The following is a 15,062-nucleotide window of genomic DNA, read 5'->3' on the forward strand; positions in this document are numbered from 1 at the left end:
TTTTGATTTCTAACTAATCTATTGAATTCTTTAGTGTTACTACCAGTCATAATCTACTTCTCTAATTTAATAAATAGGTCTAAACTGAGGGTAATTCATCATTTTACTGGGCGTTAAGCCTGTTTGTATGAAGACTGAGTTCGTCAATTCAACAATAATTATAAGTTTTATAATAAAAAGGAAACTGTAATGACCTTATTACGTAATTCCTCATCGGTGATCCTTAAGAACGTCGCCAAATTAATAAATGAGAAGTTACCCGCCGAACGTCAAAAATTGGTCGAAGATTTTGCCTCACGCTTGTTTGAAAACATGGCGTCGGAAGATTTAGATAGACGAATTGACGTAGATTTGTACGGCGCATCTCTTAGTCTATTTAATGCTTTTAACGAGGCATTTGAAGATGAGCCTGTTATCCGAGTATTTAATCCTGAACTAGGTGCAGACGGTTGGCAGTCAGAACACACCATAGTGCAAATTGTGGTTAATGACTTGCCGTTTTTAGTTGACTCGGTTCGTATGGCGTTAAACCGTTTATCAATCACATCGCACTTGTTATTACATACTCCAGTAAAAGTGAATAGAGATAAAAGTGGCCAAGTAACTGAATTCATCGATTTAAAAGCGGGCACTGGTACTCATCAGCAAACGGTATTTCTGATTGAAATAGACCGTCAAGGCGATAAAAAACAATTAAGCTCTTTAACCAAAGAGTTAGCCTCAGTACTTGATGATGTTGGTATTGCAGTTCAAGATTGGAAACCAATACAAGAGAAGTTGGCTGCTTGTATCAATGAAGTCAAAAAATCAAAAGCATCCAATAAAGAAAATTTAAAAACCAGCTTAGCGTTTTTAGATTGGATTGCCGATCATAACTTTACTTTAATGGGTTATCGTGAGTATGCCGTGTCTGCTGTTAAAGGCGACACTTTAGTTCAAGGTATAGACGATACCTCTCTTGGCCTAATGAAAAATAGACCAAGTACTGACAGATTATTATCTGAGTTGTCACATACAGGCAGAGCTGAAGCTTTGTCTGATAATTTATTAGTGTTAACTAAAACCAATTCTCAATCACGAGTTCATCGTCCGGCGTATTTAGATTATATCGGGATCAAAAAATTAGATGCTCAAGGTAATGTAATTGGTGAATACCGATTTGTTGGTTTATATGCGGCAAGTTTATATAACTCAAGTGTTAAAGACATTCCGTTATTAAATGAGAAAATTAATCGTATTACTGAAAATAGCTCATTTGCCAAAGAAACCCATGGTTATAAAGCGCTATTAAATGTTCTAGAAACCTATCCTAGAGATGAGTTGATTCAGGCTACGGATGAACATTTACACGAAGTCGCCATGGGTGTTTTGCAGATGCAAGAACGCGATATGACGAAACTATTTATTCGTAAAGATACCTATAGTCGTTTCTATTCTTGTATGGTGTTTGTTCGTCGTGAACGCTACAACACTAAACTTCGTAAAGATACCCAAGACATATTACGTGAAGCGATAGGCAGCGATGGTGAAGTTGAATTCACTACTTACTTTTCAGAATCACCTTTAGCGAGAACACATTATATTGTTCGAGCTAATAAACAAGATGTTGAAATTAACGTGAAAGAAATCGAGAATAATTTGATAGAAGCGGCTAAAACATGGGACGATAAATTAGCAACAGCCTTAACGAAAACGTTTGGTGGTGCTAAAGGTAAAGAACTTGCTACTCGTTACAATAAATCCTTCCCAAGAAGCTACAAAGAGGCCGTATTGCCTTCTACAGCAACGGTTGATGTTACGTATTTAGAAAAACTAAATAACGATAACAAATTGGAAATGTTGTTTTATCGTTCACAAGAAGCGACTGAAAAGAACGCCGTTCGTTTAAGTTTATTCCACAAAGATGAGCCAATTCATTTATCCGACGTATTGCCAATTTTAGAAAACTTTGGTTTACGTGTTATTGGTGAAACGCCTTATGCCGTTGCCACTGAAACCGGTGAGCATTGGATCATGGACTTCACCATGACGTTAACCAATGGTGATAACTCAGACTTTGAAAAAACACAGCAATTATTCCAACAAGCGTTTGCTGCAGTTTGGAGTAATCAGTTAGAAAATGATGGTTTTAACCGTCTAATTCTAGGCGCTAAATTAAGTGGTCGCCAAGCATCAATCATACGTGCGTACGCAAAATATATGCGTCAAATTGGTGTGACATTCTCACAAAGTTATATTGAGTCTACGTTTGACCGTTATCCTCAAATTGCGGGTAAATTGGTCACGTTATTTACTCATAAATTTAAGCCAAATAAAGACAGCGTTAAAAAGTACGACAAAACTAAAGATGAGATATTAGTTGAGTTAGATAACGTTGGTAACTTAGATGATGATCGTATTATTCGTTTATACATCACGTTAATGGATGCAACGTTACGTACCAACTTCTACCAAGCAGCAGCCGATGGTTCAGAAAAACCGTATATCTCATTTAAGTTATTGCCTTCGTTAATTCCAGAAGTGCCATTACCAAAACCTAAATTTGAAATATTCGTATATAGCCCTCGTATTGAAGGTGTGCATTTACGTGGTGGTAAAGTTGCGCGTGGTGGATTACGTTGGTCAGACCGTATGGAAGACTTCCGTACAGAAGTTTTAGGCTTAGTAAAAGCACAACAAGTTAAAAACACGGTTATCGTTCCTAATGGTTCAAAAGGTGGTTTTGTTTGTAAACAAATGCCAACTGAAGGCGGCCGAGATGCCTTTTTTGCTGAAGGGCAAGAGTGTTACCGTACATTCATTAGAGGTTTGTTAGATTTAACCGACAACATTGTACATGGTGAAGTTGTGCCTCCTAAAGATGTTGTTCGTCATGATGAAGACGATACCTATTTAGTGGTTGCTGCAGATAAAGGGACTGCAACCTTCTCAGATATCGCTAATGCCATTTCAGATGAATATAACTTTTGGTTAGGCGATGCGTTTGCATCTGGTGGCAGCGTAGGTTACGACCATAAAAAAATGGGTATTACAGCTCGTGGTGCTTGGGAATCCGTTAAACGTCATTTCCGTGAAATGGGCATTGATTGTCAAACTACAGATTTCACTTGTGTTGCTGTAGGTGATATGGCTGGTGATGTATTTGGTAACGGTATGTTGTTATCAAAACATATACGCTTGCAAGGTGCATTTAACCATATGCATATTTTCATTGACCCAAATCCAGACTCAGCTACGTCTTATCCAGAACGTCGTCGATTATTTGATTTGCCACGTTCATCTTGGGAAGACTACGATACAAAACTGATTTCAAACGGTGGCGGCATTTTCTTACGTAGTGCAAAATCTATTACGTTAACGCCAGAAATGAAAAAAATGTTGGGTACTAAAAAAATTAGCATGACACCTAACGAATTGATCAGAGGTTTGTTAACCATGGAAGTTGATCTTCTGTGGAATGGTGGTATTGGAACTTATCTTAAATCTAAATATGAAACAGATGCTCAAGTAGGCGACCGTGCAACGGATTTAGTTCGTATCAATGGTGCTGAGCTTAAAGCAAAAGTATTTGGTGAAGGTGGTAACTTAGGTGCGACACAACTAGGTCGTATTGAATATGCACAAAGTGGTGGCCGAATTAATACCGACTTCGTTGATAACGTAGGTGGTGTTGATTGTTCAGATAACGAAGTTAACATTAAAATATTGTTAAACCAGTTAGTTACTGAAGGTGAATTAACCAAAAAACACCGTGATCAGTTACTTTATGACATGACAGACGATGTATCTAAAATTGTATTAAAAGATTGTTACCGTCAAACCCATACTATTTCAGTTACTGAATTAAAAGGCGCGAGTTTGTTAAAAGAGCAAATGCGCTTTATTCACGCCCTTGAAAAAAGTGGCAAGTTAGATCGTGAAATAGAGTTCTTGCCTTCAGACGAAGCTATTGCTGAACGTCAAGTATTAGGACAAGGGTTTACTCGTCCAGAATTAGCGGTATTAGTTGCTTACGGTAAAATGGTATTAAAAGAACAGTTTGCTATTGATGAAATTGATCAAAATCCATATTACTTAAACCTATTAATTGAAGCGTTTCCGGCGAAGTTACAGGAAAACTACAGAGAACAAATCCAAAAACACCCATTGCGTAAAGAGATCATTGCTACCAAATTAGCGAATGAAGTGGTGAATGATATGGGTTTAAACTTTGTTGAGCGAATGAAAGAAGAAACGGGTGCCTCAGTTGAAGAAATACTGACTTGTTACATGATGGCACGTGAAGTATTCGACTTACCAAAATACTGGTCTCAAATTGAAGCGTTAGACAATAAAATACCGGCCATTGTACAAACAGAAATGTTGCATCAAATGCGTCGTACCGTTCGTCGTACCGCGCGTTGGTTCCTAAGACATAGAAATAAATCTCTGGGCTTAGAACAAACGATTGAGTTCTATAAAGGTACGTTTGACCGATTAAGCACTAATTTACCAGAGTACTTAATTGAATCGGAAGCTAAGAAACTAACTGCAGCTGAAAGTGATTTTGTGAAAGAAGGCGCACCAAAAGAATTGGCCGCTTATATTGCGCAATTAAGTTCAATCTTCTCTGCAATGGACATAGCGGATGTGGCTCAAAGTATGAACAAAGATGTAGACTTAGTGACTAAACTTTACTTTAGATTAGGCGCTAAACTTGGTTTACATTGGTTCTTAGATCAAATTACCAATCAACCGGTTGCAAATCACTGGCAAGCCCTTGCTCGTGCTAGTTATCGCGAAGAACTAGATTGGCAGCAACGTGCGTTAACGTCTGCTGTCCTTCATTTTGATCAAACGAGCACAGACAGTGAAGAAATGTTTGAAAACTGGTTAGCCGAATTTAAACAAATTCTTGGCCGCTGGAATCAAATGTTGGCTGAATTTAAAACCTCAGATAGTCATGAGTTTGCTAAGTTCTCCGTGGCGTTACGTGAACTTATGTTATTAAGTCATCACTGTGAGTCTTCAGTTTAAAGGGTCACAAAACCAGACCAAAAATAGACAATGAATTGACTAACAATTTAATGCCTAAATCTATAAAATACGCCTCATGAAATTAATTCAGAGGCGTTTTTTTATTTCTCTGTTTTATCTCCGAAATATAAATCCAAAGGATGCTTAGTATGTTATTTGAATTAGCCAAAAAGTTTATGTTCACCCAAGACGCAGAATGGGCGCATGAATTTGCGTTAAACAGCTTTAAACGATTTGCTAACACGCCACTTAGCTTAGCTTGGAGACAAACGGTAGAAGATAAGCCGGTTGAGTTATTGGGGATGACATTCCCAAATCCTGTCGGACTTGCAGCAGGTTTAGATAAAAATGGTGAATGTATAGATGCATTTGGTCAAATGGGGTTTGGTTTTGTTGAAATTGGCACGGTAACGCCAGTAGGGCAAGCTGGAAATCCAAAACCTCGCATATTCCGTTTACCAGAACAAAACGCCATCATTAATAGAATGGGCTTTAATAATCACGGTGTAGAAAACTTAATAGAAAATGTTAAGAAATCAAACTTCAAAGGAATTTTAGGCATCAATATTGGCAAAAATAAAGATACGCCAAATGAAACGGGTCATGAAGATTATGTGATCTGTATGCAAAAGGTATATCAATATGCTGATTATATTACCGTGAATATTTCTTCTCCAAATACGCCAGGTTTACGTGATTTACAATTTGGCGATTCGTTGAATACTTTATTGTCAGCGGTAAAAGAACAACAAACATTATTAAACAAAGAACACGGCAAATACGTACCTGTGTTAGTTAAGATCGCACCTGATATGGACGACGTTGCAATTGAGCAAGTTGTTGAATGTATTGTCTCTGAAGGCATGGATGGGATTATTGCTACTAATACCACTTTATCTCGTGAAGCGGTTAAAGGCTTAAAATACTCAGAAGAAGCGGGCGGATTAAGTGGTAACCCTGTAACCGATATGAGCACAGAAGTAATACGTAAAATCCGTCAGATCAATGCAGACATTCCAATTATCGGTGTTGGTGGCATTAACGATGCACAAACCGCTAAAGATAAATTGGCAGCTGGTGCAAACTTAGTTCAAGTTTATACCAATTTCATTTATCAAGGACCTAAGTTGATAAAACAGATAGTGAATAATCTATAAATAGTAATGTCTGATTACACGGTAGTTCAGTTTGATTAGCCGTGTTTTTGGTTATGGCTGGAATTGCGTAACCAAGTCAGTTACATTAATTTACTAGATACGTTAATAGAGTTTAATTAGGTGGTGTTTTTTGCAAAACAACTTGGTCAATTGGTATTGGAAAATAGATGTAAATTCTGAACAACTTGTTTTGTGTTTATCTAGTGATATTCATTTTCCAACACTTTTTTGTCGCCAACAGGTATCGTCATTGACGTCACCACAATGTGCATTTACCACAGAAGATGCTTGGTTATATAGCGCATTTCGTGATTTGTTAGGTTTAACGAATTTAAATCAAGAAGCGCAGTTTACACTTGCAATAAATGCGACTGCAGCGTGTAACTACTTAACACCTTGTGCGACTAAAAGTTGGTTTTTTGAAACCTTAAGTAAAGATAAAAAGACTTTTGAATGTGGTGATATAGTGGAAACACAGTCGTTAACGCTTGGTTATTATTTAGTGTTAGACAGCGACCCTTTAACATCTACCATTATTTTATTATCACAAAAACAACAAGTTGACTCCAACCGAGTGTTTAATCAGGGTCAAGTACTTAAAGTACACAATGACCGTTTAGAAAAGAAATCAAATATTGAGTTATTAACATTATGAGTCGAGTAATTATATTAGTAGCCGACGGTTTAGGTGTCGGCAGTAGCGCAGATGCAGAAAAGTTTGGCGATGTCGGAGCCAACACCTTTTTTCATATATATGAAAAAATGAAACAATTAACATTAAGCGGTCAAGGTCATGACTTACATTTGCCTAATTTAGCTAAATTAGGCTTGTTAGCGGCTTGTGAAGAAGCTAATGGCGTAACCATGGACTTAGATTGCAAAACCGATCCAATAGCCGCTTATGGATATATGCAAGAGATCTCAACAGGGAAAGACACACCAAGTGGCCATTGGGAAATGGCAGGAGTTCCTGTACTTTTTGATTGGGGATATTTCACTGAAAAAACCAATAGTTTCCCAGAGGAACTAATCAAAGAGTTAGTTGAAAAAACAGATGTTGCAGGCATATTAGGTAATTGTCATGCGCCGGGTACGGACATTTTGATCAAACATGGTGTACAACACATAAAAGATAAAATGCCTATTTGTTATACGTCTGCGGATAGTGTATTTCAAATAGCGGCTCATGAAGAGCACTTTGGCTTACAACGTTTATACGACTTTTGTGAAGTCGCTCGCGAGTTATTAGACAAATACAATATTGGCCGTGTTATCGCACGTCCATTTTTGGGTGAGACACCTAGTGAGTTTAAACGTACAGGTAACCGTCGTGATTTATCAGTGTTACCACCTAGTCCAACTATGTTAGACAAGTTAGTCGCTAATGGTGGTTCAGTCACTAGTATTGGTAAAATTGCTGATATTTATGCACATCAAGGGATCAGTGAAAGCATCAAAGCAACAGGATTAGAGCAGTTAATTGATACCACGATTGCACAAATGCAAAAGCCAGGAACCAATCAGATTATATTCACTAACTTAGTCAATTTTGACCAAGACTTTGGCCATAGACGTGATATACCGGGCTATGCGGAAGCGTTAGAGTATTTTGATACCCGTTTAGCAGAAATCATGGATAACTTACATGACGACGACATTTTAATGATCACTGCCGATCATGGCTGTGATCCGAGTTGGGTAGGCACAGATCATACAAGAGAATATGTGCCTATGTTGGCTTATCAGAAAAATATGCAGCCAGTGAACTTAGGTAAACGTGATACTTTTGCTGATATGGGGCAAACCATAGCGGATATCTTTAATTTACCTGCAATGGAATACGGTCAATCATTTTTAAAACAGTTAGTCGTTAAATAGGCTTTTGATGTACTGATAAGAAAAAACCTTAGCATATTGCTAAGGTTTTTTTATTTGAAGGATTCAGCATTAACTGTCAGGCGATAGATTAAGTTCTAGCTGATAATCATCCATAACATAACCACCACCTATGTCCGCACACAACTCTTTCACTTTAGTAAAGCCTATTTTGTAATAAGCATTGATAGAGCCATGATTGTATTTATTAACGGTTAAATACACTTTGCTTTTATGATGCTCTCGCGCGGTTTGGATAATAAAGTTAGTAGCTAATTTTCCTAATCCTTGTCCTCGTTCAGAACTTAATAGGTATAATTTACTTAAAAATAAATCCGACTCTTGTAATTGAAAACCGCAATAACCAACGGCTTTATCATTATTGATGATCAGATAAAAATGATAATTTTGTTCGGCAATTTGTTTACTAATCTCAGCTTTGGAATGGAAGTGAGTTAACATGTAATCAACTTGTTCTGAGCCTATGATTGGCGTGTAATGTTCAGTCCAAATAATGTGGGCTAATTCAACCACTTGATCAATATCTTGTTGGTGTATGACTGGTTTAAACATGTTCACTCTAAAATTAAATAGCTGGTAAATGGTAATAAGTCGCGAGTACATTTGCACAAGCGGCTAATTTTAATTGAAAGGTATTTTCAACTTGAGCGCTGTCTTTCATCGCGACATTTAACTCGTCGTTAGAGAACATAATCATGCAAATGAAACTCTGTTTGGACATATCGTGATTATAGATCGCGGTTAATCCTGGCAAATTAATAGGGATCCAGTTTTTGTCGCTATCGACTTGCAAATCTAAAAATTGGTGTTCTGGCAAAATAGTAAAGTTCATGTTTACCACTAAACTCTCATCCCCATACCAATTAGCACCTAAGGCTTTAAAGTTAAGCCAAGCTTCCAACTTACTGATCAAGAACTGAGAGTTCTTATCGTTGGCCTCAAATAAACCTTTAGTGGTTAAGGTGATAGGTAAGTCGGTATCCATAAGCTTCCTAAATGTTAGATAGTCGTTTTATAAAGTGGCGATTAATGACGATATTTACGAATTTGGATCAATATGCCCATTTTGGGGTGATCTAAATAATGAAGATCCCCTGAATAAGATTTTCGGGTTTGTTTGAAGTTGTAATTTTTTAAGTAGTTAATCGTTACTAACTCTTCATTAGTAACTTGCGTCGACACGTCTGTGCTCGTTTCGGCCTCGACCTTTGACATCGCTTTATCTTCAGTTAATTTCGCCAAAAACTGCTCAGGATTAATTACCTCTTGGCTTAATTCTCTGAAATTAAACTGCCCCTCTAAATACAAATAATGATCTAAGTGCACTTGAATAAAGCCATCAAGTTGCCAAGTTTCATCAGGTAATGCATTTTGTTTTGGGTAAATCAGTGAACTGTTTTTGAAATCGACCACAGCGCCTGATTGCAGTTTTTTCATAAAGTTTGTAACGTTATTTCTGACATCGTTATTTAAATCAGGTGCCACATTTTCAACAGGCGTGGTTTCTGATTCATCATCCATATCTTGTTTAAAGATTAATTTTTCTGAACCGTCGTATCTAAATCGTTCAGAATAATTATGCCCAGCAACTAGGTATACCGGACGAGATTCGCGTTTAGATAAACCCGGTTGACGCCAACCTATATGCAGCATAGGTTCCGTATTAGGATTTTTTTTCAGTTTATTAAAGTGCGACGTTAATTGTAAATTTTGTTCGGCTAACACATAAACATTATGAAAGTCATCATGATCTCCAGCCGTTACTTTGGTTGGAATAACATCAAGTGGAACTTGGCTGTTAATTGGTTTCTCAAATAAAGGCACATTGTTCACTAACTGCCAATAACCTGATAATGACTCGCTCGGCATCAAACACAGCTCATTAGTAAACTGCCATTTGTTATTAATTAACTCTTGATAACCGCTCATTTGAGTATAAAACTCTTGTGGCGACAGTGGGGCGTCGGGGTTTATATTCGCCAGTGGATTTTTATCTTGATGACATTCTGGCAAACCCGCTAATAATAGTGAGATATCAGGTTGTAATAAATCACGTACAAGATCCCATTGTCGACGTTTGGTTAATGATTTTACATTTTGTGAAAACTGTTCACGTAAGTTAACGTTATCGGTGCGCTTAAAAATGATCATTTCTACTTCAAACCAACGACCATCACGTGACTTAATGCCTTCCACAAGCTCTTCTGTTGGAACTCGTGTTGACGCGTCTTCTTGCGCCGCCAAGTTACTTGTAAATGAAAACGCAGGGGTTAAAACAGACACTAACATTAATGCCTTAATCTTTACTTTAAACGTTTCAATGTTAAACAGATCCAAGTTTACTTCCTTTACTAAAATAATTAGTCGCTGACGTGCTATTTTTTAAGTTTGTGCTCAAAGTCATTAAGCATCGAATTTATCAGTTTTATCCGATCCTCGGTATCTTTATTTTCCAGTACAAACTTAAGTTTGTTACCGCCATCCAGTTTATAAACACTAGGGTGTTGCTGAATTAAACTAATGATAAATACTGGGTCAACTTTAGTGTTGTCACCAAAGGTAATACTACCACCTCGAGGTCCACCTTCAATTTTAGTAATACCTAACTTTTGCGCTCTTTGCCTAAACTCACCAACGGTAAATAAATTTTTAGCCGCATCTGGTAATAAACCAAAACGGTCGATAAGTTCCACTTTAATTTCATTCAACTCATCCACATTAGTGCATGTAGCAATACGTTTGTATAAACTTAAACGTATGTTTACTTCGTGAATATAACTGTCTGGCAATAGAGCTGGTATGCGTAGCTCAACTTCGGTTTGCTTCGCGTTTAAGGCATCTAAGGTGAGTTCTTTACCTTGTTTAAGGGCTTCAACGGCTTGCTCTAACATTTCCATGTATAAGGTAAAACCAATTGTGTGTATTTGACCGGTTTGATCATCACCTAATAACTCACCAGCACCACGTATTTCTAAATCGTGTGTGGCTAACGCAAATCCTGCACCTAAGTCTTCTAGTGACTCAATCGCTTCCAAACGTTTAATCGCATCTTTGGTTATTGATTTAGGTGGCGGTGTTAATAAATAAGCATAGGCTTGATGATGAGAACGTCCCACACGGCCACGTAATTGGTGTAACTGCGCTAAACCTAAGCGGTCAGCACGTTCCATAATAATGGTATTGGCGGTAGGTACGTCAATGCCGGTTTCTATGATAGTTGTACACAATAATACGTTATATCGTTGATGATAGAAGTCACTCATGATGCGTTCTAAATCACGCTCTCGCATTTGACCATGGGCCACCACAACTCTTACATCAGGCATTAACGCTTCTATATCTTTGGCGCGTTGTTCTATGGTTTCAACATTGTTATGTAAGAAGTAAACCTGACCACCACGATTGGTTTCACGCATGATGGCTTCTTTGATTAACTCCAAATCGTATTTACGGACAAAGGTTTTAACCGCAAGGCGTTTTGCTGGAGGTGTTGCAATAATAGATAAGTCACGCATGCCACTCATGGCCATGTTTAAGGTTCTTGGGATTGGCGTAGCAGTCAGCGTTAATATATCTACATCAGCACGGAGTTTTTTAATCGCTTCTTTTTGTTTCACCCCAAATCGGTGTTCTTCATCTATGATCAGTAAACCTAAATCTTTAAACTTGATGTTGTCTTGTATTAATTTATGTGTGCCAACGACTATATCGACTTTTCCGTCTTTTAACTGCTCTAAAATTTCAGTTTGTTGTTTGGCTGACTTAAATCTGGATAATACTTCGACTTTCACTGGCCAGTCGGCAAATCGGTCGGAGAAGTTTTCATAATGTTGTTGTGCTAATAACGTGGTTGGCACTAATACCGCCACTTGTTTTCCGTCATTCACTGCAACGTAAGCTGCACGCATCGCCACTTCGGTTTTACCAAAACCAACATCACCACAAACCAGTCTATCCATGGCATTTTTAGATTTCATGTCGTTAATAACTGCGTTGATGGCACTTTGTTGATCGTCGGTTTCTTCAAAAGGGAAAGAGGCCGAAAATTGACGATACCCATCACGATCTAAGCTGTATTGATAACCCGGTTTTGCTGCACGCTGAGCATAAATATCCAATAACTCAGCGGCCACATCTTTGATTTTTTCTGCGGCTTTTTTACGGGCTTTTTCCCAGGCATCTGAGCCTAGTTTATTCAGCGGAGCCGATTCGGTATCGCCGCCAGAATAGCGGCTTAATAAATGAAGATTACCCACCGGAACATATAACTTAGCTTCATTCGCGTATTCTATGGTGACAAACTCACTGGCCATGCCGCCTGCATCTATAGTTTGCAAACCAAGGTAACGTCCTACCCCATGCTCAATATGTACGATAGCTTGGCCCAGTTTTAACTCAGCTAGGTTTCTGACTAATGCATCAGTAGATATATTCTTCTGGCGTTTATTACGGTTACGTTGGCTTACACGGCCGCCTAATAATTCTGTTTCCGTTATAAAGGTAATCGGTACTGAATTATTTTCGACTAACGCCAGCATTTTAAAGCTGTGTTCTAACGAGGTAATTACAATGCCAATATCAGAATTAGACTGGATAAAGTCGCTGATAGTTGGGTGTTGTGTGGGTTTTAATTGTGCTTGTTTTAACAGTTCTAATAAGGTTTCACGTCGTCCTGGTGATTCAACGTTAAATATAATGCGACCTTGTTGTTCTTTTTGTTCTAACACATAGGCGATTATTTTATTAAACGGTGATTTTAATTGGCTATCAATAGCAATGTCAGGAACGGCTACGGTATTGGCATTGAACTTCCCGGCACCAGCTGGTAATACACCTTTTTCAAGTTTGATCGATGGCCAATTATTAAATTGACCAAATACTTTATTGATCTCCAAAAATAACTGACTTGGTGGTAATAGGGGACGTAACGAATCAACATTTAAATTGTTATATCTGTGTTCGATATCGGCAAGGAAATGTTCCGCTTGTTGTTTGATATCACCCACTTGGATGATTTGACTGTTAGTTGGGAAATAATCAAACAAGGTTGCCACTGAGTCAAAAAACAGCGGTAAGTAATATTCAATCCCTGCAGGGAAACTGCCTTCGGTGACTAACTTATATAAACTGTCTTTTTCGTTTCTAACGGTAAAGGCTTCGCGGTAATTATTTCTAAATAACTCTATGCCTTTACTATCTAAAGGAAACTCATGAGCTGGCAGTAAGTTTATCGAATCGACTTTATCTTTACTGCGTTGAGATTCAGGATCAAAGTACCTGATGGTATCTATTTCATCGTCAAAAAAATCCAACCTAAATGGTTGGTCGCTGCCCATTGGGAATAAATCTAAGATGGAACCTCGTACTGAAAATTCACCATGTTCAATAACCTGTTCCACGTGACGATAGCCGTTACTTTCTAATTGCAGTGTTAACGCCGAAATATTGTTGGTGTCACCTGCGGCAAAAATAAAACTATTGCCCTGAATATATTCAACCGGACTTAAAAAATGCATCAAAGTGCTAATAGGCACTATCACTATGCCTTTGGTCATTTTTGGCAATTGATATAAAGTTAAAAGTCGCTGTGAAATAATGTCTTGATGCGGAGAAAACGTGTCGTATGGCAGTATTTCCCAATCTGGAAAAGTAAATACGTTAAAGTCATTTGGGACTAATGATAAAATCTCAGCTTCTAATCGGTGTGCCGCCGGAGTGCTCTCTGTAATGACGACCGTTACTCGGTCTGAATATAATGCACTTTCTGCAATAGCTAACGTTTTACTGCTGCCAGTAAGACGACCCCAAGAGATCTTGTCAGACTTAGTTGCGGTAGAGGCTTTAGGTATTGGTAAATTGGTGAGTTTTGTTAACGGCAGGGATGCGGTTGAAACCTTGTTAGACACTAATTATTCCATAACAAACGACAATAATGTGGTTAGTGTAACTTGATTGGCATGATAAAAAAAGAATCCGGCAACAGGATGCTTTTCATTTTTAAACGATATCTGTTAAATAAAGACGTCAGGCACATGATTGTGCCTGGTTAAATAGCGGATAAGTTTGCTGTTAAACAAAAACTACTTGTTATTTCTCTGTTTGGTTTTGTTCAATAACAGTTTAGATTGTTGATGTAATGATGCTCTTACCACCACTTCACGGTCTTCATCTCGGATACGGTGGAACACGACTTTGTAATTATATGACGTTATTGGGGGGGGTTACTTACACTATCTTCATCAGGGGTAATCGTTTCAATTTCTACAATTTTACCTAAACAAAAAACCGCAGCGGCTTCTTCATTAAAAAATAGCTTACATTGGATCCAGTTATTTAGTGTAAATACTTGTTCCGATTGAAATACAAAACCGCCGCCGCCATATGAGCTCGCTTGAAATTTTAAGTCGTCGTCATCTTGGCCTTGTAAGATATAACTCATCATTAAATCTATTTTACGGCTTTGAGCTTTTAGGTATTCAGCTAGTGGTTCAATCACATCACCAAGTTGACGTAGAGGACGTAACATAGTTTGTTCTAAACCTTTCATTTCAGACGCTATTTTATATGGGGTTGGGATCATAGCTTCAAACTGATCCATGGTTGGGATTGAATCCCAGTCGCCACCATCTTTGATATTGACAGGAATTTGATGCTCTAATTGGAAATACTCTGAAAACAGTTCTAAGTCTTGTTCAGTCATACTATTACTCTAAGGTTTTACTAACCAGTTACGACAACTCGTAATACCAAATCTCATAAGGCGATTGATTTTAGCTGAACGAACAACTCTATATGACCTTTGGTATCGCTTGTACTTTAACAATGAAAACCATATTATCGAAGCTTATGTTTAATTACATTAAATAATTGATCCGCTTAGGCAATTTCCACTTAACTATATTTAAATGTAACCAACTCAATAGAATCTCAATGAACTTTCCAATTAGTTTACAAATCGGTTTACGGTATTCAAAAGCAGCCAAAGACGGAAAA

The 15,062-nt window shown here is 37.8% G+C and carries 9 protein-coding genes; 4 read left to right on the plus strand and 5 right to left on the minus strand.

Going from position 1 to position 15,062, the window contains the following annotated elements; all coding sequences use genetic code 11:
* The first annotated feature begins 189 nt into the window (after nucleotides 1-189).
* The 4 genes from RT723_RS17140 (at nucleotide 190) to RT723_RS17155 (ending at nucleotide 8,051) form a co-directional block, all read left to right on the plus strand.
* The gene (locus RT723_RS17140) at nucleotides 190-5,016 is read left to right on the plus strand and encodes an NAD-glutamate dehydrogenase (protein ID WP_315948358.1); all 4,827 of its coding nucleotides are present in this window, start codon (nucleotides 190-192) and stop codon (nucleotides 5,014-5,016) included.
* A gap of 149 nt (nucleotides 5,017-5,165) precedes the next feature.
* A complete protein-coding gene (pyrD, locus tag RT723_RS17145) occupies nucleotides 5,166-6,173 on the plus strand; it encodes a quinone-dependent dihydroorotate dehydrogenase (RefSeq protein WP_315948360.1) in 1,008 nt (335 codons plus the stop codon).
* A 130-nt stretch (nucleotides 6,174-6,303) separates the two neighbouring features.
* Nucleotides 6,304-6,828: a cell division protein ZapC domain-containing protein gene (locus tag RT723_RS17150; protein WP_315948361.1), complete on the plus strand. Its 525-nt coding sequence runs from the start codon at nucleotides 6,304-6,306 to the stop codon at nucleotides 6,826-6,828.
* Nucleotides 6,825-8,051 carry a phosphopentomutase gene (locus tag RT723_RS17155; protein WP_315948362.1) on the plus strand — a complete coding sequence of 409 codons (1,227 nt, stop codon included), beginning with the start codon at nucleotides 6,825-6,827 and terminating at the stop codon, nucleotides 8,049-8,051. The genes RT723_RS17150 and RT723_RS17155 overlap by 4 nt, the downstream gene beginning before the upstream one ends.
* Nucleotides 8,052-8,120: 69 nt before the next feature.
* On the opposite strand, the gene RT723_RS17160 is transcribed toward RT723_RS17155, so the two are convergent.
* The 5 genes from RT723_RS17160 to RT723_RS17180 all read right to left on the minus strand — a co-directional run bounded on the left by RT723_RS17160 (nucleotide 8,121) and on the right by RT723_RS17180 (nucleotide 14,769).
* A complete protein-coding gene (locus tag RT723_RS17160; protein ID WP_315948364.1) occupies nucleotides 8,121-8,621 on the minus strand; it encodes a GNAT family N-acetyltransferase in 501 nt (166 codons plus the stop codon).
* Nucleotides 8,622-8,634: 13 nt separating this feature from the next.
* Complete coding sequence (locus RT723_RS17165; RefSeq protein ID WP_315948365.1) at nucleotides 8,635-9,054, minus strand: hypothetical protein; 420 nt, start codon at nucleotides 9,052-9,054, stop codon at nucleotides 8,635-8,637.
* Nucleotides 9,055-9,095: 41 nt separating this feature from the next.
* Nucleotides 9,096-10,406 (minus strand): CsiV family protein, encoded by a 1,311-nt coding sequence (locus RT723_RS17170; RefSeq protein ID WP_315948367.1) that lies wholly within the window; start codon nucleotides 10,404-10,406, stop codon nucleotides 9,096-9,098.
* A 38-nt stretch (nucleotides 10,407-10,444) separates the two neighbouring features.
* Nucleotides 10,445-13,948: a transcription-repair coupling factor gene (mfd, locus tag RT723_RS17175; RefSeq protein WP_428983716.1), complete on the minus strand. Its 3,504-nt coding sequence runs from the start codon at nucleotides 13,946-13,948 to the stop codon at nucleotides 10,445-10,447.
* A gap of 329 nt (nucleotides 13,949-14,277) precedes the next feature.
* Nucleotides 14,278-14,769: a PilZ domain-containing protein gene (locus tag RT723_RS17180; protein ID WP_315948368.1), complete on the minus strand. Its 492-nt coding sequence runs from the start codon at nucleotides 14,767-14,769 to the stop codon at nucleotides 14,278-14,280.
* Nucleotides 14,770-15,062: the final 293 nt, after the last annotated feature.

Source organism: Psychrosphaera aquimarina (assembly GCF_032461525.1).
Classification (GTDB): domain Bacteria; phylum Pseudomonadota; class Gammaproteobacteria; order Enterobacterales; family Alteromonadaceae; genus Psychrosphaera; species Psychrosphaera aquimarina.